General features: G+C 44.3%; 19 protein-coding genes. 10 read left to right on the top strand and 9 right to left on the bottom strand.

Going from position 1 to position 22,032, the window contains the following annotated elements; all coding sequences use genetic code 11:
* From H8S84_RS10920 to H8S84_RS10905, 4 genes are all read right to left on the bottom strand, one after another.
* Window positions 1–123: GDP-mannose 4,6-dehydratase (locus tag H8S84_RS10920; RefSeq protein ID WP_187067344.1), on the bottom strand; the 123-nt coding region annotated here is incomplete at its 3' end.
* Between the two features lie 18 nt (window positions 124–141).
* Window positions 142–1,461 carry a nucleotide sugar dehydrogenase gene (locus H8S84_RS10915; RefSeq protein WP_187067343.1) on the bottom strand — a complete coding sequence of 440 codons (1,320 nt, stop codon included), beginning with the start codon at window positions 1,459–1,461 and terminating at the stop codon, window positions 142–144.
* 44 nt (window positions 1,462–1,505) lie between these two features.
* Window positions 1,506–3,857 (bottom strand): GumC family protein, encoded by a 2,352-nt coding sequence (locus tag H8S84_RS10910; RefSeq protein ID WP_187067342.1) that lies wholly within the window; start codon window positions 3,855–3,857, stop codon window positions 1,506–1,508.
* Window positions 3,858–3,869: 12 nt separating this feature from the next.
* Window positions 3,870–4,649, bottom strand: a complete 780-nt coding sequence (locus H8S84_RS10905; protein WP_187067341.1) for a polysaccharide biosynthesis/export family protein — start codon at window positions 4,647–4,649, stop codon at window positions 3,870–3,872.
* Window positions 4,650–5,090: 441 nt separating this feature from the next.
* Between H8S84_RS10905 and H8S84_RS10900 the strand changes: the two genes are divergently transcribed.
* On the top strand, window positions 5,091–5,996 hold the full coding sequence (locus H8S84_RS10900; protein ID WP_187067340.1) for a flavin reductase family protein: 906 nt from the start codon (window positions 5,091–5,093) through the stop codon (window positions 5,994–5,996).
* 130 nt (window positions 5,997–6,126) lie between these two features.
* Here the strand turns inward: H8S84_RS10900 and H8S84_RS10895 are convergent, their stop codons facing one another.
* From H8S84_RS10895 to porX, 3 genes are read right to left on the bottom strand one after another with little or no spacing between them, the layout of a single operon-like run.
* Window positions 6,127–7,353 carry an alanine dehydrogenase gene (locus H8S84_RS10895; protein ID WP_187067339.1) on the bottom strand — a complete coding sequence of 409 codons (1,227 nt, stop codon included), beginning with the start codon at window positions 7,351–7,353 and terminating at the stop codon, window positions 6,127–6,129.
* 1 nt (window position 7,354) lies between these two features.
* Window positions 7,355–7,801 (bottom strand): tRNA (adenosine(37)-N6)-threonylcarbamoyltransferase complex ATPase subunit type 1 TsaE, encoded by a 447-nt coding sequence (gene tsaE / locus H8S84_RS10890; RefSeq protein WP_230407133.1) that lies wholly within the window; start codon window positions 7,799–7,801, stop codon window positions 7,355–7,357.
* On the bottom strand, window positions 7,794–9,356 hold the full coding sequence (porX, locus tag H8S84_RS10885; protein WP_187067338.1) for a T9SS response regulator signal transducer PorX: 1,563 nt from the start codon (window positions 9,354–9,356) through the stop codon (window positions 7,794–7,796). The genes tsaE and porX overlap by 8 nt, the downstream gene beginning before the upstream one ends.
* Before the next feature lie 212 nt (window positions 9,357–9,568).
* Between porX and H8S84_RS10880 the strand changes: the two genes are divergently transcribed.
* The 7 genes from H8S84_RS10880 to H8S84_RS10850 all read left to right on the top strand — a co-directional run bounded on the left by H8S84_RS10880 (window position 9,569) and on the right by H8S84_RS10850 (window position 16,914).
* Window positions 9,569–10,798, top strand: a complete 1,230-nt coding sequence (locus H8S84_RS10880; protein WP_187067337.1) for an HD domain-containing protein — start codon at window positions 9,569–9,571, stop codon at window positions 10,796–10,798.
* Window positions 10,799–11,005: 207 nt separating this feature from the next.
* Window positions 11,006–12,028 (top strand): UDP-3-O-(3-hydroxymyristoyl)glucosamine N-acyltransferase, encoded by a 1,023-nt coding sequence (gene lpxD, locus H8S84_RS10875; protein ID WP_187067336.1) that lies wholly within the window; start codon window positions 11,006–11,008, stop codon window positions 12,026–12,028.
* Between the two features lie 176 nt (window positions 12,029–12,204).
* Window positions 12,205–13,599, top strand: coding sequence for a bifunctional UDP-3-O-[3-hydroxymyristoyl] N-acetylglucosamine deacetylase/3-hydroxyacyl-ACP dehydratase (locus H8S84_RS10870; RefSeq protein ID WP_187067335.1), 1,395 nt, complete (start codon window positions 12,205–12,207; stop codon window positions 13,597–13,599).
* On the top strand, window positions 13,596–14,387 hold the full coding sequence (gene lpxA, locus H8S84_RS10865; RefSeq protein ID WP_187067334.1) for an acyl-ACP--UDP-N-acetylglucosamine O-acyltransferase: 792 nt from the start codon (window positions 13,596–13,598) through the stop codon (window positions 14,385–14,387). The genes H8S84_RS10870 and lpxA overlap by 4 nt, the downstream gene beginning before the upstream one ends.
* Window positions 14,377–15,012 carry an ABC transporter ATP-binding protein gene (locus tag H8S84_RS10860; protein ID WP_187067333.1) on the top strand — a complete coding sequence of 212 codons (636 nt, stop codon included), beginning with the start codon at window positions 14,377–14,379 and terminating at the stop codon, window positions 15,010–15,012. Before lpxA ends, H8S84_RS10860 begins: the two co-directional genes overlap by 11 nt.
* A 119-nt stretch (window positions 15,013–15,131) precedes the next feature.
* Window positions 15,132–15,839, top strand: a complete 708-nt coding sequence (locus H8S84_RS10855; RefSeq protein WP_187067332.1) for a YebC/PmpR family DNA-binding transcriptional regulator — start codon at window positions 15,132–15,134, stop codon at window positions 15,837–15,839.
* A 112-nt stretch (window positions 15,840–15,951) separates the two neighbouring features.
* Window positions 15,952–16,914: a calcium/sodium antiporter gene (locus H8S84_RS10850; protein WP_187067331.1), complete on the top strand. Its 963-nt coding sequence runs from the start codon at window positions 15,952–15,954 to the stop codon at window positions 16,912–16,914.
* Window positions 16,915–16,994: 80 nt separating this feature from the next.
* Here H8S84_RS10850 and H8S84_RS10845 read toward each other — a convergent pair whose 3' ends face one another.
* Together H8S84_RS10845 and H8S84_RS10840 are read right to left on the bottom strand one after the other, a co-directional pair.
* Window positions 16,995–18,275: an erythromycin esterase family protein gene (locus tag H8S84_RS10845; RefSeq protein WP_187067330.1), complete on the bottom strand. Its 1,281-nt coding sequence runs from the start codon at window positions 18,273–18,275 to the stop codon at window positions 16,995–16,997.
* Between the two features lie 149 nt (window positions 18,276–18,424).
* Window positions 18,425–19,159 carry a DUF4197 domain-containing protein gene (locus H8S84_RS10840; protein WP_187067329.1) on the bottom strand — a complete coding sequence of 245 codons (735 nt, stop codon included), beginning with the start codon at window positions 19,157–19,159 and terminating at the stop codon, window positions 18,425–18,427.
* A gap of 66 nt (window positions 19,160–19,225) precedes the next feature.
* Here H8S84_RS10840 and H8S84_RS10835 point away from each other — a divergent pair, with 66 nt between their 5' ends.
* Both H8S84_RS10835 and H8S84_RS10830 read left to right on the top strand, forming a co-directional pair.
* On the top strand, window positions 19,226–20,485 hold the full coding sequence (locus tag H8S84_RS10835; RefSeq protein WP_187067328.1) for a competence/damage-inducible protein A: 1,260 nt from the start codon (window positions 19,226–19,228) through the stop codon (window positions 20,483–20,485).
* Between the two features lie 162 nt (window positions 20,486–20,647).
* The gene (locus H8S84_RS10830) at window positions 20,648–22,006 is read left to right on the top strand and encodes a dihydrolipoamide acetyltransferase family protein (RefSeq protein ID WP_187067327.1); all 1,359 of its coding nucleotides are present in this window, start codon (window positions 20,648–20,650) and stop codon (window positions 22,004–22,006) included.
* Window positions 22,007–22,032: the final 26 nt, after the last annotated feature.

The following is a 22,032-nucleotide window of genomic DNA, read 5'->3' as shown; positions in this document are numbered from 1 at the left end:
CAGGTTGCCGGCGTACGTCAGCTTGTCGAGGTTGTAGATCTGGTAACTCGGGTACTTGTTCACGAACAAACGCACCACATGCGAGCCGATGAAGCCGGCGCCGCCCGTAATCAATATCTTCATTTTTGGATTGATGATTGTTTAAAGTCTGGCATCTACTAAACTTCTATCCAAACAAGCCTTTGTATCGAAAATTACTGCATTATTACGTTTGAACTTCTGATAGTCAAAACTTAGAAACTCATTATGTGCTACAGCAACAATAATGGCATCATAAACTATTGTCTCATCTAACCTATTTAGTACCTCTACTCCATACTCATACTTCACCTCAGCAGTATCTGCCCATGGATCAAAAATATCAACCTTCAATCCAAACTGCTTAAGTTCATGATAAATATCTACTACTCTAGTATTTCGAACGTCAGGGCAATTTTCTTTAAAGGTAATACCCATAATCAATGCTTTAGACCCTTTGATTTTATGATCTTTTTCAATCATAAGCTTGATTACCTTATTTGCTACAAATGGTCCCATATTATCATTCACACGACGCCCTGAAAGAATTACCTGTGGATGATAGCCTAAGGCCTCTGCTTTATGCGCTAAGTAATATGGATCTACTCCAATACAGTGCCCACCTACTAATCCTGGCCTATACTTCAGGAAGTTCCACTTTGTACCTGCGGCCTCTATCACATCATTGGTATCAATGCCGATTCTATCAAAAATCAAAGCTAACTCATTTACAAATGAAATATTAATATCACGCTGTGCATTTTCAATTGCTTTCGCTGCTTCTGCCACCTTTATACTTGGGGCCTTATGTGTACCTGCTGTTATAATGGATCTATATAGGTCATCTACTCTGGAAGCAATTTCAGGCGTTGAGCCACTTGTTACTTTTTTGATTTTAGTAAGGGTATTAATCTTATCTCCTGGGTTGATGCGTTCAGGAGAATAACCTGCAAAGAAGTCTTTGTTAAACTTCAAACCTGATAGCTTTTCTAATACAGGTATACAATCTTCCTCTGTACACCCTGGATAAACGGTAGACTCATAAATTACAATATCTCCAATTTTAAGTACTGAGCCTAGCATTTCAGATGCTTTTATAAGAGGACGAAGATCCGGTGCTTTAAACTGATCAATTGGAGTTGGAACAGTAACAATAAAAGTGTTATAATTTTTTAAGTCTTCTTTTTTTGAAGAAAAATGAAGACCAATACTGTTTTCTTTACTTTTCTTTAGAGCCATGGCAGCTGTCATTGCCTCAAGATTTGCCTCTTGAGTACGATCTTTTCTCTTATTCAGCTCGCTTACGCGCTCTTCGTTGATATCAAAACCAACTACATCATATTTTTTGCCAAATTCTATTGCCAGTGGAAGGCCTACATAACCTAATCCAATTATAGCAATTTTAGCATTTCCTATAATAGTACTATTATCGTTGTTGTTCATCTAAAACTAACTGATGTTATTCTTTATCGATTGTTTTCTTTGCCTTAGTAAAAGCCCGAAACTTTTATTTCCTTCTTAGGCTTTTTTCCCTCACTCACATCTTCTCCATAGCCATAACCGTATCCATACCCATAGCCATTCTCCTTCCTGGCATCATTTAGAACGATCATCGGGTGCACAAGCTTTTTGTTCTTGTAAATGTCGTCGATGATGCTGAGCTGGTTTTTATGCGTATAGTTGTATCGCACCAGGTAAATACTAGAGTCGATGTGTGGCGCTAAAGCAAGAGCATCTGCTACCTGGCCTACCGGAGACGTATCGATAATAATGTAATCATAAAGGCCTTTCAGCTCCTCGATCAGCTTATCTACTTTAGGCAGCAGCATCAGTTCTGTCGGGTTTGGAGGTATCGGGCCTGAACCAATAATATCCAGTCCATTTAATTCGGGTACAGGCTTTATGATATCCTCTACCGGCAGGTAATCTGATATCAGGTAATTAGAAACTCCAATATCGTTAACTATATCCAGACTTTGCGAGAGTCTTGGTCTGCGAAGGTCAAAACCTATCACTACTACCTTTTTACCCGTTAGCACTAAGCTGGCTGCCAGATTAATACTAAAGAACGTTTTACCCTCGCCGCTCATGCTGGAGGTAACTAGAATAACTTTATTCTCCTTGCCGGCTGCGGCGAATTGCAGGTTAGCTCTTATGAGTCGGAACAATTCAGCTACAGGGCCACGGCTTTTTTTCGTAACTACCATGGTTTCACCGCTGTAGTTATGTGCAATTTCACCTAACACAGGCGTAGCAGTGGCGCTTTCAATGTCTTTTGTTTCCTTCACTTTATCGTCCAACATATCGCGTATATAGATAAAGGCAAACGGAACACCTAACCCAACTAAAAAAGCCAAGAGGTAGATCAACTGTTTCTTAGGCTTTACAGGCAGGTCACCAGCTGTAGCAGAATCGATCACCATAGAATTTGAAACAGTCGCAGCTAATGAAAGGGCAGATTCCTCGCGTTTTTGTAGCAAGTACAAATACAGCCCTTCTTTTATACTTTGTTGTCTATTTATTTCCAGCAATTCACGTTCTATACCAGGCACCTTCTGTATGCGGGATTCGAACTGAGAAGAATTAGCACGCAGGTTATTGCGAGTGATCGCTAAACTGCTTTTAATATTGCCTAGGTTTTCCAGAATATTTGTTCGTAGATTCGCCAACTGGTCGTTTACGTTTACTACTATCGGGTTACCAGGCTGTGTCGTTCGGAGAAGGCGCTGGCGCTCCAACTGCAATTCATTAAACTTTCCAATCAGGTTTATCAATGTGGCATCCTGTATACTTAGGGTACTTGGCACTAGCTCAAACTGATTTTGCTGTTTCTTCAGGTAAGTTTCAATTGAATTTAGTACATCGATCTGGATCTCTAGCTCAGACAATTGACTGTTGTACTCGCTGGCACGCTCGAGATACATTTTGGCTTCAGAGCTTACATCCGTCAATTCATTCTGACGCTTATACGCCTCCACATCTTTTTCAACAGTGGATAGTTCCTCTGTAAGGTACTTTAGCCTTTCGTCAATAAACTGAATGGTATTAGCGGCGATTTGGTTTTTATCTTCGACGGCCTCTTTATTATAAACTTCAATCAGTCTGTCTACAATTGCCACACCTTTTTCGGGAACGGCATCTGTCAGGCTAATGGTAAGTACACTTGCCTCCTTGTTAACAGGTGTAACCGTTAACTGTTGGTTGTAGTAATTTGACAGCTTACGGATATCGTGGAATTTAACGGCCACCTGATCTCCACTCTTACTTGCTAGGGCCGGGGCAGCCACAAGTGTGAAAGTGGCATAAGAGGTCTTGATCTGCTGTCCGAACTTATTAACAGCTTTGGTTTCTCCATCTTCGATTTCAAAGCTATTATTGTCTTTTAAGTTTACAAAGATCGTTTTGTTGAATGCTGAGGAATCAAGTTCGCTTACAATAATTCTGAATGGCTGTGAACGGCCAAACACTTCTGTTGTTTTAACACGTCCCTCCACATAAAAACTTGTGAACATCGAAAGATCCGTCAGCACACGCTGCATCAAGCTTTTCGACTTCAGTATCTGTATCTGGTTGTCTAAGCTCTTACTTGATTGGAAAATCTCTAGATCACTGAAAGCAACATTGCTGCCAAGCAGGTCCGGCCCTTTCTTATCGTCTTTAATTAAAAGCGTGCTGCTGATGCTGTATTCTGGAGTAGTATAACGCAAGTATAAAAATGCTATAACCATACTTAGCACCACGCCAATAGCAAACAAATACCAATATCGCAAGTACTTAGCAACAATACTTTTGATATCGATCTGCTCCGACTCGAGCATAAAAACCTCTTTCTCTGACATGCTCTTAAGGACTTACAGTAATCTTGAAAGTATTATAGTTAAAACAGACATCGCACCAACTATAATGGAAATGTTTCGAGGATTTGCACTCGCTTGAACTTCCTTAGCTTTATCAGGCTCCACGTACACGATATCGTTCTGCTGAAGATTAAAGAAAGGAGACTTCAGAATATTCTTATCGTTCAGGTTCAGCCTTACCATACTTCTTTCGTCTTTTGTCTCACGTATCACCAGCACATTTTCTCTCTTGCCAAAGGCGGTCATGTCGCCTGCCATACCTAATGCTTCAAGTATATTCACGTTACCGTCTGCCACTTGGAAAGTAGACGGCCTGTTTACTTCTCCTATCACTGTCACTTTAAAATTCCTGAAGCGCACGTTAACTACTGGTTCTTTCAGGTATTTCTGCAGGCTTGCAGTTAGCTGTGTTTCTGCTTCCTCTCGTGTAAAGTTTTCCAGCTTTACTTTACCAAGAATAGGCAGCACCACAAAACCAGACTTGTCTACCAGGTAACCTTCTGTTTCCTGAACATATGTTACTCCGTTTACATTGGCATTACTCGCAGTAGGCAATGCACCTTTGTTGAAAAGTATATTCGATTCAGGGCTCAGACTGGTAACATTTATACTTAGCAGGTCACCGGGCTGTATTTTAGCCTCTGCTTCATTGGCTATCTTCTCAGTAACGACAGTCTCTTCACGTAAATTATCAAAATAGGCGAGATTCCGCGGAGCACTGCAGGAGGCAAAAAAGAGCAGACTTACTATAAATGCAACTAATCTATATTTCATTTCCGGTATATCAATTTTAAGCAGCTCCCATTTTACAATTTATACTTAACCTTGAAAGCAAAATCTATAGCATAACCGACACTACAGATTCGCAAAATTATGAAAAAGTGTGATAATGTGGCTTTATCTTTTGGTTATTATTCTGTGCACAACTACAGCTGACGCGAAATAATTCCTTTAAAACACAGATTTAAGTATTTATAAAATATCAATTTTCTTATAATTGTTTCTATGTTTCTTTTATCCCCCTTTCCTTTGTCAAAGCCTTTAAACCAGGTAGTGGTCTGTGACAATCTACTACTTAAGGTTTAAACATTGCTTTACTTGATCTATCTGCCTTTTCAAACCATCAGCTATGAGAAGCATGTTTATTATTTATGTTAAGAATTAAAAGTAACTTGCCGTAAAACCTGTTCTATACAGCAACCACACATTTTAGCAATGTCAATTAGAACCATAGATCCACGCGAAACTAAAACGGCAGAGGTACATGCCCTACTTTTAGGAGCCATTGCGCCGCGGCCTATCGCTTTTGCCAGCACCATCGACCTGGAGGGAAATGTAAACCTTAGCCCGTTCAGTTTCTTTAATGTATTCAGCGCAAGGCCTCCTATACTAGTATTTTCCCCGGCCCGCAGAGTACGCGACAACACCAGCAAGCACACCTTGGAAAATGCGGAACTGACAAGAGAAGTAGTGATTAACATTACCAACTATGATATTGTGGAGCAGATGTCGCTGGCAAGCACTGAGTACGACAGGGGCATTAACGAATTCGTAAAATCTGGGCTAACTCCTGAGGCTTCTCTATTAATTAAGGCGCCGCGTGTAAAGGAGGCTCCAGTGGCGTTCGAATGCAAGGTAAACGACATCATCAGTTTAGGACCGGAAGGCGGAGCAGGCAACCTGGTAGTCTGCGAAGTGCTGCTAATGCATATCAATGAAAGTATACTGGATGAAGTCGGCAAGATCGATCCCTTTAAACTTGATGCTGTTGCCCGAATGGGAGGCGACTATTACCTCAGAGCCAACGGCGACTGCATTTTCGAACTACCAAAACCAATCCGCAATAAAGGCATAGGTGTAGACAAACTCCCTGCTTTTATTAGAGAGAGCGTTATACTTACTGGCAATAACCTAGCAAGGCTTGGCAACTCTGAAACCATTCCTACCAGCAAAGAAGTAGAGCATTTTAAATCAGACCCTATTGTTAGCTATACTTATAGCAAATATCAGGACGACCATGCTAAGCTAAAGTATGAACTAGAGGTATTGGGCAAGAAACTACTGGAGAGCAACCAAGTAACAGAGGCTTGGAAGGTGTTGCTGTTGAGTGGGAAAGTATAAACTAGAACTCAGTGTATAATCGCTTGATGGCTGCGGTACTATAAAGTAAAAAGAGGCGCAGAATTTTGCGCCTCTTTTTACTTTATAGCCCTAGGGCAATATTTAAAATAATTAAATTCTTTTGATCAATCTAGTTACGTACTGCGATCATCAACCCTAGCTCCTTGTAGCGCATTCCAAACTTTTTGGCCACCTGCGCATTGGTTAGGCTGCCTTTGTAAATATACACACCGCTGCGGTAATGCTCATTCATGAACAGCACTTCGTTAATGCCGCCATATTTTGAGAACTCATTGAAAATTGGTGTAAAGATGTTGCTCAGTGCCTGTGTAGCTGTACGCGGCACTCTGGAAGCAATATTCGGAACGCAGTAGTGAATAATGTCATACTTCCGGAACACGGGACGTGTATGAGAGGTCATCTCTGATGTTTCGAAGCAACCGCCCTGATCAATGCAAACGTCAATGATGATTGAGCCCGGATTCATGTGTGCCACCACATTCTCCTCAACTGTGCAAGGCATGTAGCCTTCATCGGCTACAAGGGCACCTATTACAACATCAGCCTGCCTGATTTCAGGATACAGAACAGCCTTATCTAACGTAGACGTAAACAAAGGAGAGCCGACATTATGCTTAAGCCTGCGCAGTTTATAGATATGATTGTCGAATACTTTAACTTCGGCTCCCAGACCCATAGCTGCCCTGGCTGCATATTCGGCAACGGTGCCAGCGCCAAGTATAACTACTTTACTCGGAGGAACGCCTGTAATACCGCCAAGTATAACGCCTTTGCCTTCGTTGCTGCTACTCAAGTACTCCGCAGCAATCAGCATAACGGTGCTACCGGCAATCTCGCTCATAGCCCTTACCACCGGCTTAGACTCCGACTTATCGCGAAGCAGCTCGAACGAGATAGCATTTATCTTCTTACGGAGCAGTGCGTTAATGAAATCAGAAGTAAGATTACCGAAATGAAGGGCAGAAATTAAGGTTTGTCCTGCACGCAGGTATTCAATTTCATCATATGTAGGTGGCGCGATTTTTAGGATGATATCTGCTTCATACACTTCTTCTGTGCCATACACAATTTTAGCACCGGCCTCAGAGTACTCATTATCAGAGTATTTAGAAGGACTGCCTGCACCAGCTTCTATCCAGATGCGATGCCCATAGTCTGTTAGCTGCTTTACAGCATCAGGCGTTAGACCAATACGATTCTCTTGGAAAGATGACTCTTTGGGAATACCGATAAAAAGGCTTCTGCGACGTTCTTCTACAGCCATCATCGACTCTTTCGGATAAAGAGCGGGACTTGTGGCAAGCTTTCCCAGGTCTACGGAAATCTTTTGCGTCATGCTATACTTGGTTTATGGTCATGGTACGCACCTGGCCCTCGGCATCAGGCTGCAACGTTACAAGCAGGTAGTGCTCCGGCAATATATTCTGAATCATAGACGGCCACTCGATCAGGCAAACCCTGCCAGAATCAAAATATTCCAGGGCACCTATGTCCAATGCCTCGCGCTCCTCATTTAACCTATAAAAGTCAAAATGGTAAATTAGTTTCCCGTCGGCACCTGCGTACTCGTTTACAAGAGAAAAGGTAGGGCTGCTAACGTTGTCTTTTACACCTAGCTGCCGGCACACTTCTTTGATCAAAGTTGTTTTTCCGGCTCCCATTGGCCCTTCAAAAAGTATAATTGGCTCGTTTTTAGCCTCCTCTATAAGCACAGAAGCCGCCGCCGGCAAATCAGCCAACGACGACATCGTTATTTGTGTTCTTTCTACTCCTGTATTATACATTTTTAGGTGAAAGTGTTACATACGGTATGATGCACTCCTCCAACGATACCCCCCCATGCTGGAATGTGTCTTTGTAATAATTAACATAGTAGTTATAGTTGTTGGGGTAGGCAAAGAAGTAGTCCTCTATTGCGAATACAAACGTAGTAGAAACATTGGCTTTTGGCAAGAAAAATCTCTCTGGCTTTCGCACAGTAAACACATCTTTATCGGTGTAGCCCAGGTTTTTACCGTGCTTATACCTTAAGTTAGTATTTGTATTACGATCCCCGATGATCTTAAATGGCCGTTTTACGCGAATGGTGCCATGGTCAGTCGTAATAATCAACTTACCTTTTTTATCTGCAATCATCTTCAAAGTATCGTACAGCGGCGAGTGAAGGAACCAGGAACGGGTAATGGAACGGTAAGCAGATTCATCTGGGGCCAGTTCGCGTACCATGTTACTGTCGGTGCGGGCATGTGAGAGCATATCCACGAAGTTGTACACGATCACGTTCAGCTTGTTGCTATCCAGGTTACTGAACTTGTTCAGCAGGTCGCGGCCTGCCTGCACATTGGTTATTTTATGATAGCTGTGCTTGTCCGTCACTTTGTTCTGTTGAAACTGGATATCCAAGAAATCGGCCTCATGCAGGTTTTTACCCTCTTCCTCATCGTCGCTAACCCACATGTTCGGGTACTTTTTCGCAATATCCGTTGGCAGCATACCCGAGAAGATGGCATTACGGGCATAGGCAGTGGTAGTAGGAAGTATAGAGTAGAACATCTCTTCAGAGTCTACTGTAAAGTATTCCGAAATCAACGGCTCCAGTATCTTCCACTGGTCGTAGCGCAGGTTATCGATCAGAACAAAGAATACCGGCCGGTTACTTTCTTTCATCATCGGGAACACGCGTTCCTTAAACAACTGGTGCGACATAAGCGGTGCATCATCGCTGTCACCGTTTATCCAGTCTTCGTAGTTGTCCATGATAAAACGTGCAAAGTTAGAGTTGGCTTCATCCTTCTGCATGTTAATCACGTCGGCCATACTTTTGTTCTCTGTCTCGTCTATTTCCAGCTCCCAGAACACCAGTTTCTTGTAAATATCAGCCCATTCTCCCGGGCTAAGGCGCTCACCAAAAGCCATACCCAGTTGCCTGAAGTCGCGTTGGTAGCTCATATTGGTCTTTTCAGATACCAGACGCTTGTTGTCCAGCACTTTTTTTACCGAAAGCAGTATTTGATTTGGGTTGAGCGGCTTGATCAGGTAATCCGTTATTTTGGAACCGATGGCTTCTTCCATGATATGCTCTTCTTCGCTCTTGGTAATCATGATCACCGGCACGGAAGGGCGGATAATTTTCAATTCATTAAGTGTTTCCAGCCCGCTGATACCAGGCATATTTTCATCCAGAAACACGATATCGAAGCTCTTCTCCCGAAACTCTTCTATAGCGTCGGCTCCGCTGTTTACCGGGGTAATATCATAGCCTTTGTCTTCAAGGAAAAGAATGTGTGGCTTGAGCAGGTCGATCTCATCATCGGCCCATAAAATGTTATATCTTTGCATAGTTTTATCTTAAGTATAAATGGCTTAACTGCTGTGTTACTGGTCTCTAAACATGTAGAGCTCTAATTAGTTAGAATGTCTTACTGTATCTGTATACACGAATAGATTTACTCTATAGTATAACTTAAGTTACTTTTAAATGTACATCTGTTATTTACAGAATATTAAAACACATCTAACTCACTAACAATCATTTACTAAAACTCCGTTCTGTGAATAAGAAGAAAATATTCAATGATCCTGTTTACGGCTTTATCACCGTTCCAACTGATCTTATTTTCGACATAATCGATCATCCATACTTTCAGCGCTTGCGCCGGATAAAGCAACTGGGACTTACCGAAATGGTTTACCCGGGTGCCCTGCATACGCGTTTTCACCATGCTTTAGGTGCCATGCACCTGATGAATACTGCCTTAAACACTTTAAGAAGTAAAAATAACGAAATTTCTGATAAAGAATTCGAGGCATCGCTTATTGCTATACTGCTGCACGACATAGGCCATGGCCCCTTCTCGCATGCCCTGGAGACGGCTATATTTAAGAATGTGCACCACGAGCACCTGTCGCTGCACATTATGCACCTGCTTAACGAGCAGTTTGGTGGCAAACTGAGCCTGGCAATAGACATTTTTACAGATAAATACCACCGTAAGTTTTTTCACCAGTTGGTGTCGAGCCAACTGGATGTTGACAGATTAGACTACCTGAACCGCGACAGCTTTTACACAGGTGTTTACGAAGGCAAGATCGGTGCAGACCGCATCATAAAAATGCTGGACGTGGCCAATGACAAACTTGTTGTAGAAGAAAAAGGGGTTTATAGTATAGAAAACTTTCTGGTTAGCCGCCGCCTGATGTACTGGCAAGTATACTTGCACAAAACAGTTATCAGTGCCGAGAACATGGTGCTTCGCGTTGTTCAGCGTGCAAGAGAGTTAGTTCAGCAAGACGTAGAAGTGCCTTGCAGCCCCTGCCTTAAGTTTTTCCTGACAACTGACCTTACCATGCAGGACTTCCAGCAGGACAGCAGTATTCTGGAGCGTTTCGTAAGCCTGGATGATCACGATATATGGGGAGGAATTAAAATGTGGGCCTCTCACTCAGACAAAATCCTGTCATATCTGGCTAACAGCATACTTAGCCGTAAATTGTTTAAGGTGGTTATTGCGAATAAGCCTATCGACCAGGAACTACAGCTGGGTATAAGCGAACTTGTGCAAACGCACTTTAAAATTGCTGACGAGGATGTAAAATACCTGATGATTGCCGGCAAAATAGGCAATAACGCCTATGATGTGGAAGGGCAGACAATTGACATGCTTACTAAATCAGGGTATGTGATAGATGTTGCAGAGGCCTCAGACCTACCCAATATCAGAGCCTTGAGCAATAAGGTAGAAAAATACTACGTGTGTTACCCGAAAGAAGTCGCGCACTAAAGTATAAACCCGGTAAAGCTGCCGGGTAGCAGCAGTATCAATAGCCGAATAGGATACGCTCCTGCTTTTCGCAATATTTACCTATCAAATAATGATTGGCACTATAACAATAAGTTGCGATTGCAAAGTATAGGCGAGTTTACTTTTTTGTTATGTTTGTACTCTTGAAGCATTAGCACTTTTAAGTTTTTGCTATAATTTTACAAAATGGAATTTACTGTTCAACAGGTTGCTGATCTTCTGCAGGGCAAAGTAGAAGGAGACAATACCATAAAGGTCAGCACATTAGCTAAAATAGAAGAGGCCAAACAAGGTGCTCTTGCTTTTTTATCCAACTCAAAATACGAACCTTTTCTATATACAACCCAGGCTAGTGCGGTTATCGTTACCAACAGCCTGGAGCTAAAACAACCTGTTGCGGCCGCCCTAATCCGTGTAGAAGACCCCTATACAAGCTTCTCGACGTTACTGCAATACTACCAGACAGCCCTGATCGCTTCAAAATCAGGGGTAGAAGAGCCATGTTTTCTAGGCCAGGGTTCTGTAGTGGGCGATAATGTTTACCGCGGCGCATTCTCTTATGTAGGTTCAAACTGCAAAATAGGAGAGAATGTAAAAATATTCCCGCAAGTATACATCGGCGATAATGTAACGATAGGTGATAACACAACCATTTTTGCTGGCGCTAAATTATATACCAACACTGTTGTAGGCAGCAACTGCACTATCCATAGCGGTGCCGTGCTTGGCAGCGATGGCTTTGGCTGGGCTCCACAGGCAGATGGCACTTACAAGGCTGTTCCGCAGATTGGCAATGTAGTGCTGGAGGACGATATTTCCATCGGCGCCAATACTGCCATTGATTGCGCTACCATGGGCTCTACCATCATTAAAACAGGCACAAAGATTGATAATCTAGTGCAGATTGCGCACAACGTAGAGATTGGGAAACATACCGTAGTGGCCTCTCAAACAGGTATCTCCGGCTCTTCTAAAATAGGTAATAACTGCGTAATTGCAGGGCAAGTGGGTATTGTAGGCCATATCACCATCGCCGACAAAACTACTATCGGTGCCCAGTCCGGTGTATCCAAATCAGTTAAAGAATCAGGTAATATAATACAGGGCTCCCCTGCTTTTGACTATAAGCAAAACCTACGCGCCATGACTGTTTTCCGCAAACTGCCGGAACTACAGCGTGAACTGGAACTGCTGAAAGAGAAAGTATAAGCCTGCTGTACCTTAGCACCACCTATTGTCTGCTAAAATAAATTGGCAAGGTGGAGGATTATGTCTTAAGTTTGCAGCGGCAAGTGGTAAAAGTCAGCAGTTTGTAAAGTATACAACCTAAGCTACACTGCCGGTTCTTGTTAACAAAAGAGAGAAATACGACTACAGATACGTGAATGAACGATAAACAGCACACTATCAAGGCCCCGGTAACTGTATCGGGTATAGGCTTGCACACGGGCGTGGTTTCCAACATGACGTTTAAGCCTGCACCCATTAACCACGGGTACAAGTTCCAGCGCATTGATTTACCCGGCCAGCCGATTGTAGCCGCTGATGTTGACAATGTGGTAGACCTTTCGAGAGGCACTACCATAGAGCAGAACGGAGCAAGAGTACATACTATTGAGCATACTTTGGCTGCTTTGGTAGGTTTACAGATAGACAACGTGCTGATTGAACTGGATGGCCCTGAGCCTCCGATCATGGACGGTTCTTCGATTCAGTTTGTAAAGCCTCTAATGGAAGTGGGCCTGGAAGAGCAAAATGCACTTCGCAACTACTTCGAAATAACAAAAGGCCTTAGCTTCAAAGACGACAGCCGTGGAGTAGAGATCGCAGCACTTCCGTTGGATGACTACCGCCTGACGGCAATGGTAGATTACAACTCGCCTATACTTGGCAGCCAGCACGCCTCTATTACCCACATGGATCAGTTTGTAGAGGAGATTGCTCCATGCCGTACATTCGTGTTCCTGCACGAACTGGAAGCGTTGTACAAGCAAAACCTGATCAAAGGCGGCGACCTTGACAATGCCATTGTGATTGTGGACCGCGTTGTGAAGGACGAGGAACTGGATTACCTTTCTGATTTACTTAAGAAGCCAAAGGTAGAGGTAAAAGAAGAAGGTATTCTTAACAACACCGAACTTCGCTTTAAGAACGAACCAGCACGCCACAAACTGCTCGACCTGATGGGTGACCTAGCCCTGATCGGACGCCCGATTAAGGGACAGATACTTGCGGCGCGCCCTGGCCATGCAGCCAACGTTGCCTTTGCCAAAAAGGTGAAGAAAATGATCCATGAGGCTACGATCAAAAACGTGCCTAACTACGATCCGAAGAAAAAACCAGTAATGGATATCAACCAGATTTCGGCAACGTTGCCGCACCGGTATCCATTCCTGCTGATCGATAAAATCATACACTTAGACGAAACAACGGTTACAGGCGTTAAGAACGTGACCATGAACGAGCCTTTCTTCCAGGGGCACTTCCCGGGCAATCCAGTATTGCCGGGTGTGATCCAGATTGAGGCCATGGCACAGACAGGCGGTATACTTGTGCTTAACACTGTAGAGAACCCAGAAGATTACTGGACTTACTTCCTCGGCATAGACAAGTGCCGCTTCAAACGCAAGGTTATACCTGGCGACACGATAGTTTTTAAATGTGAACTGCTGGCTCCTATTAAACGTGGAATTGCCAAAATGAGCGGTCAGGCATTTGTTGCCGGCCAACTGGTGATGGAAGCTGAAATGTCGGCAAGTATTGTAAAGAAAGACGCATGAACCAGCCATTAGCTTACGTACACCCAGAGGCAAAAATTGCTCAGAACGTTGTAATCGAGCCATTCGCCAGCATCCATAAGAATGTGGAGATTGGTGAAGGTACCTGGATAGGCCCGAATGCAGTAATCATGGAAGGTGCCCGCATTGGCAAAAACTGTAAAATCTTCCCAGGAGCAGTTGTTTCTTCTGTGCCGCAGGATCTTAAGTTTGCCGGAGAGGTAACTACTACACACATCGGTGACAATACCGTGATCAGGGAATGTGTTACCGTTAGCCGCGGTACTATCGATAAGATGAAAACCGTAATCGGTAAGAACTGCCTTATCATGGCCTACGCACACGTAGCGCACGATTGCATTGTAGGTGATAATTGTATCGTTGGTAATGCAGTGCAGATGGCAGGCCACGTAGAAGTTGGCGATCACGCCATCATAAGTGCAGCTACACTGGTGCACCAGTTTGCAAAGGTTGGTACACACGCCATGGTGTCCGGTGGTTCTCTGATTTTGAAAGATGTACCTCCGTTTGTGAAAGCTGCCCGCGAGCCATTGGCTTATGCAGGCATCAATTCAGTGGGCCTTCGCAGAAGAGGTTTTACAAGTGAGCAAATAAACGAGGTACAGCAGATTTACCGTATCCTGTTTATCAGTGGCCTTAACAACTCACAGGCACTGGATAAGATCGAGCTTGAGCTATCGCCGAGCAAAGAGCGCGACGAAGTGGTAAACTTCATTCGCAACTCAGGCCGCGGTATCATCAGAAGTTATTTCTCTAAAGATGCAAATTAACCTAAGCAACTTAGGTAAACGATACAATTACGAGTGGATTTTCCGGAACCTGACTTATACTTTTGAGTCAGGCACCTCTTATGCCATACTTGGGCATAACGGTTCCGGTAAATCCACTCTTCTCACTATAATAGCAGGGCACAATCTGCACAGCGAAGGCGATATCACTTATACTTTAGGTTCTAAAACTGTTGCCTCCGACGAAGCCTACCGCCACCTTTCCCTTACCGCGCCATACTTAGAGTTAGTAGAAGAATTCACGTTGCTGGAGATGCTCGATTTCCATACCCGCTTTAAGCAGCTCCGCCATAACCTGACAAACCTAGAGCTGATTGAACGGATGGGCCTGCAGCGATCAAAGAACAAATTTGTGAAGGATTTCTCGTCGGGCATGAAGCAACGCCTGAAGCTAGGGCTAGCTTTATACTCTGATACACAGCTACTACTACTAGATGAGCCTACCACCAACTTAGACCAAGAAGGTGTGGCATGGTACCAGGAACACGTGGAGCTAAACAAGCAAGGTCGCCTTGTAATTGTCGGCTCTAACATTCACCACGAATATGCTTTTTGCGAGCAGCAACTACGCATTTCTGATTATCATGTAGCTCCCCGGGTTCGTTAGTTGCTACCGGTTGTTGAGAAACATAGAGACACAATAGCGAACAAGCAGCAACGAATAACCAAAAATACTACCAAATTTAAGAGAAGCTGGCTAACTTTGTATACCACATAAGATATACTATGGGACGCGCATTTGAATTTAGAAAAGCCCGCAAATTTAAACGCTGGGATAAGATGTCGAAGGCCTTTACCCGCCTCGGCAAAGAGATAGCTATGTCCGTTAAAGAAAGCGGACCAAACCCTGAGACAAACTCTCGTTTACGCACGGCAATTCAAAACGCCAAAGGCGTTAACATGCCGAAAGATAGAATAGAGGCTGCTATTAAAAGAGCATCTTCTAAAGAGGAGAAAGATTACGAAGAAGTAGTATACGAAGGCTACGCACCACATGGCATTGCTGTGGTTGTGGAGTGTGCTACCGATAACCTGAACCGTACTGTGGCCAACGTGCGCATGCACTTCTCTAAAGGCGGCGGCTCGTTGGGCAAAACCGGCTCTCTGGACTTCATGTTCGATCGCAAGGGCATATTTAAAATCTCATCTGAGGGAGTGAACCTGGAAGATCTGGAACTGGAGCTAATCGACTTTGGCGCTGAAGACATTTACGAGCACGAAAACGAGATCATCATAGAAACTCCATTTACTGAGTTTGGCAACATGCAGAAAGGTTTGGAGGAGAAAGGCCTTGAGGTGATCAGTGCTGAAGTACAGCGAATCCCAACCACCAGAACTGAGCTTACAGAGGAGCAGGAAGAGGAGGTAATGGGGCTTATAGAGCGCTTTGAAGAAGATGATGATGTGCAGGCTGTTTACCACAACATGGCTTAATATATTGCATAACATATTAGGTATGGCTGCTCAGAAATGGGCAGCCATACTTTTTTATAGCCCACCCTGTATTTAGCTCGTACTGTTTAAAAATTACCCAACACACCACATTATGCTTTTATACATTCTCTTTGTAGTAGGCTTTGTTCTCCTGATTAAAGGAGCTGACATTTTGGTTTCAGGTTCATCTGCTATTGCAAAACGCTATGGACTTTCTGATATGGTTGTTGGACTTACTATTGTCTCGTTTGGCACCTCATTGCCTGAGCTGATCATTAATATTATGTCTAGTTTACAGGGGCAGACAGAACTGGCAATAGGCAATGTATTTGGCAGCAATGTGGCTAACCTGTTATTTATACTTGGTATCACTGCACTTATTTGCCCGCTGCCCATCAAGAGAAATACTATACTTACAGAAATTCCATTCTCTCTTATAGCCACATTATTAGTTGGCTTTTTAGCCAACGCTGCACTAATCGATAACCGCATCGAATTATACATCAGCCGGACCGACGGTGTAATTCTACTGTTCTTCTTTGTGCTGTTTATGGCATACATATACAACATAGCCCGCACTAATAAAGATGAAATATTACCGGAAGAGGAGACGGAGGAAATGTCATTGGTTAAGGCTTCAACATACATTGCATTGGGTGTGGCAGGCTTATTTCTGGGTGGTAAGTGGGTAGTAGACGGTGCGGTTTTCATTGCGCAGTCACTTGGCCTGAGTGAGTCTTTTATTGGACTTACTGTGGTAGCGATCGGTACTTCGCTACCAGAACTGGTTACTTCCGCTATGGCTGCATACCGCAGAAACATTGATATAGCCGTGGGAAACGTAGTGGGTTCCAATATCTTTAACCTGCTCTGGATCCTTGGAATAAGTGCTTTAATTAGCCCCCTTCCGTTTGATGTGGTAAGTAACTATGATATCGCTATGATGATTCTGGCAAGTACGCTGCTTATTATCACCATGCCAATTGGTAAGAAAAACACCATTGATCGATGGAACGGCGTGCTGTTCCTGCTGGTTTACGTTGGTTACATAGTATTCTTGGTGCAGAGAGGATAGTAAACAGTTAAACGTTGAACAGCACTTTATTTAAGAGTTATTTTGCAGCAATACAACAAACTGCAATTAACAACTCACAATTAATAATTCCACGGATATAGGTCCGGCTCTTTGCCTGAGGTGCTCTTCATGTGCAGCGGGTGCACTGCCTCTGTTTCATCAAAGTATACAAAGGCATCGTAACGGCCGGGTATAACGGTAGGCACGTAGTTTCCGAACATTTCATACTTTGGATCATACACTACACCGATGGCTCGGTTGCCAATTCGACCTTGCAGCTCTGGCACGTTTACAAGGTCCTTCGAAAGTATAATCTTGTCATCTGTGTTGATTTTGTGCAGCATATGCTCCCAACTACCTTCTACAGCTGGCGGCACTTCGATTTTCTGCATGGGCGCACCCCACGACTTACTGGCAATTACACTGCCCTGATACGTTCCGAATCCAACAAGCTTTACCTGATTTTGGCCATACTGTTTGCGGGCTAGCTCGCCAATATTATACATGCCATCATCAGCCATATCTGTAAAACTGGCATCCCCGATGTGCGTGTTATGCTCCCAAACAATGGCTTTGGAATTTCGCCCATGCAGTTCCATTAGCCTGTCCAGTGTTTCCATCATGTGGCTGTCGCGCACGTTCCAGGAGCTGCCGCCGCCGCGCACCATGGCCCGGTAATACTTCTCTGCATTTACCGCCACTAATGCATTCTGGCGCGTGTTAAAGTCGTTCTCGGGGTCATCGGTAAAAGTGCGGTGGTGTTGTATCTTCTGCAGCATCTCCACTACCTCGTTTTCACAATCAGTTGGCACAAAGGCTGTGGCTCGGGCATACGTCTGAGGGTCTCGGTTAAAAGGCTCAAAGCAATTGATTGCCATCTTTGCAGCCTCTACTGCTTGTCCGTCATTGTTCTCCAGAAACTTCAGGATCTGCTCCAGCGATTCCCACAGGCTGTACACATCAAGTCCGTAAAAACCGATTTTCTCGTTTGCATTGCGCAGATGGTTATAGTCGCGCATCCACTCTATCAACGCAGCTACCTCCCAGTTAGCCCACATCCATGTAGGCCAGCGGCGAAACACCTGCAACACATCTGCAATTTTACTTCCTGATTTCTGATAACCTTTTATAAAGCGGTTTACAGCATAACATTCTGGCCAGTCACCTTCAACAGCTACGAAACTGAACCCTTTTTCCTGCACAAGTCGCTTTGTAATGGCTGTACGCCAGGTATAATACTCGGAGGTGCCGTGCGAAGCCTCGCCTAACATGACAATACGTGCATCCCCGACCTCTTCAATCAAAACATCCAAGTCCTTTTCCTTCGTGATCGGGTTATATTTAAAAGGTTTGTTTTCCATGATAGTACTATAAGCTGTTGCAGGACAAATTGCCTTGGGTAATTTTTGCTGTATTGTACTTTTATTCAACACTTTATGTTCCATAAAAAAAAGCACCCGCCTTACTTCTGAGTAAAGCGGGTGCAAAGCCATGTAAAGGGCAACCTATTTTAAGACTGATTTTCTTTTGAAAATACGCGGCGCAGTAACTCTGTAGTGCGTGCAATTGGGTTTTCACGGATTTCTGCCTCTTCCTGGGCTACAAGCATAAACAATCCGTCAATTGCCTTTTGGGTGGCATAGTCGTCCAGGTCAGGATTTACTTTTTGCACCGTTGGAATCCTGTTATACTGGTTTACAAGGTCAGCATAATATTTTGTAGCATTCGTCTTCTCCAGCGACTGCACCATAACAGGATTGAAGGCATTGTACAGCTGCTGCGAAGTAGTTCGCTTCAGGTATTGTGTGGCGGCATCTTTGTCGCCTTTAAGTATAGCCCAGGCATCTGCAATCGTCATCTGCTTAATGGCACTCACAAAGATTGGCACGGCACTCTTAGCAGCATCCTCGGCTCCACGGTTTAGGGTAAGTATAAATTTATCTACTTCATTACCTAAACCAACCTGTCGCAACGTATTCTCAACGCGCTGCACATCCTTCGGAAAAGGAATTCGGATAAGGGAGTTTTTGTAGAAGCCGTCAGTTTGGGAAGCCTGATTTGCGCCGTTCTTAATACCAACCTCTAAAGCCTGCTTTAAGCCAGCAGCAACCTCATTTTGTGTAACTGGGCCTCCGGTGGTAGTACCAGCCAGTACGCCATCTACAGTGCGTTGAATATCGGTAGCCGTGCAAGCAGATGCGCCCAGGGCAACAGCTATAAAAGAAGTGTACAGTAGTTTTTTCATATCGCTAGAACATCTTTAACTTGAATCAGTTTAAATCACCTACGCATAAATCAGACCAAAATATATATGAAATCCGTTATTGCCGAAATTATCACGATCGGAGACGAAATACTTTACGGCCAGATAGTAGACACAAACTCTGCCTGGATGGGCACCGAGTTAACTAAGATAGGTATTAAGGTTAAACAGATTACCTCTATTTCAGACAGCGCAGCTCATATTATAGAAGCACTGGACAATGCCAAAACCAGGGCTGATATTATACTTATGACTGGTGGCCTGGGTCCTACAAAAGACGACCTGACAAAGGTAGTACTTACCTCTTATTTTAATACTACACTTGAGTTGCATGAGCCATCGCTGGCAGATGTAGAAGAAATATTTAAAAAGCGAGGCCGCGAAATTACGGAGTTGAACCGACAACAGGCTTTTTTACCGGCAGCCTGCACGCCTGTGCGAAATGTGCTGGGTACTGCGCCGGGCATGTGGTTTGAGAAAGAAGGTAAAGTATACATTTCGATGCCGGGAGTGCCTTTCGAGATGAAGCGCATGATGACGGATACTATACTTCCCAAACTAAAGGCATTTTTTAAGACACCCGAAATAATTCATAAAGTAGTGCAAACGGTGGGTATTCCGGAATCTATACTCGCCGATAAACTGGAGAAGTGGGAGCTAAATTTACCGGAGCACATAAAGCTGGCCTACCTCCCCCACCTGGGCGGCGTACGCCTTCGCCTGACTGGAGTAGGCATCGATGCAAAGCAGCTGGAGCAGGAAATACAGGCAGAAGTAGACAAGCTGCAGCAGATCATCCCAAACTACATTTTTGCATTTGGCGAGCTAAGCCTGGAGGCAGCAATTGGTCAGTTATTAAAAGAACGCGGCCTAACCATTGCCACAGCCGAAAGCTGCACTGGCGGCTATCTGGCGCACAAGCTTACAAGTATAAGCGGCAGCTCAGCCTACTACCATGGCAGCGTTATAGCCTATCACAACGATGTTAAGATACGTGAGCTTGGCGTAAAGCCCGAAACCCTTCAGCAGCATGGTGCCGTAAGTGAGGCTACTGTAAAAGAAATGGCAGCTAATGTGCGACAGAAATTCAACACTGACATTGGCGTGGCTACTAGTGGCATAGCTGGTCCTGATGGAGGCACTCCTGAAAAACCAGTGGGTACGATCTGGATTGCCTATGCCGACAAGTATAAAACAGAAGCCAAGCTATTACAATTTAACAAAGACCGGCTTCTGAATATAGAGTACACAGCCATGGCCGTGCTAAACCTGGTGCGCCAAAGTTTAACCGCAACCGTTGAGGAATAGTCTAAAATCCTTAACTTTGTTCTAAAATCAGACTTTAGTATATAGAAGTTAGACAATAGACATCCGATTTCGTAGTAGCATCTGGGTTTGCTGCTTCCGAAGATCAGCTCAGTTTAAGTTCTAGCATCTACATTCTAACATTATAGAAATCAACAACAAAATATGGCACTTGTAGAAATGGTTATGCCCAAAATGGGCGAGAGTATCATGGAAGGTACCGTTCTGAAATGGCTCAAAAACGTGGGTGATACCATTGAGCAGGATGAGTCGGTGCTTGAAGTGGCTACAGATAAAGTGGACACAGAAGTACCTGCTATTCAGGGTGGTGTTTTAAAGGAGATCCTGGTAAAAGAGGGTGATGTAGTAGCCGTTGGCGCTCCGATCGCCATCATTTCTACCGACGGCGAAGATACTGGCGCTGCTGCTCCTGCCGCAACTGAGTCTGCTCCTGCTGCTGCACCACAGGCCGCTGCTGCTCCACAGGAAACAGCTGCCCCTGCTGCAACTGCCTCTTCTGCTAAACTAGACAAGCCAGCAACAGGCCGTTTCTATTCTCCGCTGGTGCTTAACATTGTACGTGAAGAAGGCATTTCGATGCAGGAACTAGAGTATGTACCGGGTACTGGTAGCGAAGGTCGTGTGTCTAAAAAAGACATAATGAATTACCTGGCTAACCGTGGTACTGCTGCTCCTCAACAGGCTGCTGCACCTCAGACTCAGGCTCAGCCACAGCCACAAGTACAGGCTCCTGCTCCGGCTGCTCAGCCACAGGCTGCTGCGCCTCAGGTTAAGCCAGCTGCCTCTTACGGTGGCAACGTAGAGCTGATTGAGATGGACCGCATGCGTAAGATGATTGCTGACCGAATGGTAGACAGCAAGCGTATTTCTCCGCACGTTACCTCTTTTGTAGAGGCTGATGTAACTAACATCGTGAACTGGAGAAACAAGTGGAAGAATGAGTATAAGAAGCGCGAAGGCGAGAACCTGACCTTCACTCCTATCTTCATTGATGCCATTGCAAAGGCTATCAAAGACTTCCCGATGATTAACGTGTCTGTAGACGGTGGCACTATTATCCGCCACAAAGACATTAACATTGGTATGGCTGTAGCTTTGCCAAGTGGTAACCTGATCGTGCCGAACATCAAAAACGCAGACCAGCTAAATATGAACGGCCTGACGAAAAAAGTAAACGACCTGGCAAACCGTGGCCGTATGAACAAGCTTACGCCAGATGATCTTGCAGGCGGTACTTATACGGTATCTAATGTTGGATCTTTTGGTAATGTAATGGGCACGCCTATCATTATGCAGCCTCAAGTGGCTATTATGGCCGTAGGTGCTATCAAGAAGAAGCCAGCTGTTATCGAGACTCCTGAGGGAGACCTGATCGGTATACGTCACTTCATGTATCTGTCGCATTCATACGACCACCGCGTTGTGGATGGTTCGCTGGGTGGCATGTTCGTGCGACGCGTAGCTGATTACCTGGAAAACTTTGATGTAAACCAGACGATCTAATTCTTCAAGAGTATATAAAGTAAAAA

This window comes from Pontibacter cellulosilyticus (assembly GCF_014306105.1).
Taxonomy (GTDB): Bacteria; Bacteroidota; Bacteroidia; order Cytophagales; family Hymenobacteraceae; genus Pontibacter; species Pontibacter cellulosilyticus.
Note: the sequence above shows the minus strand (reverse complement) of the source record. Positions and strands in the feature narration are given on the sequence as shown.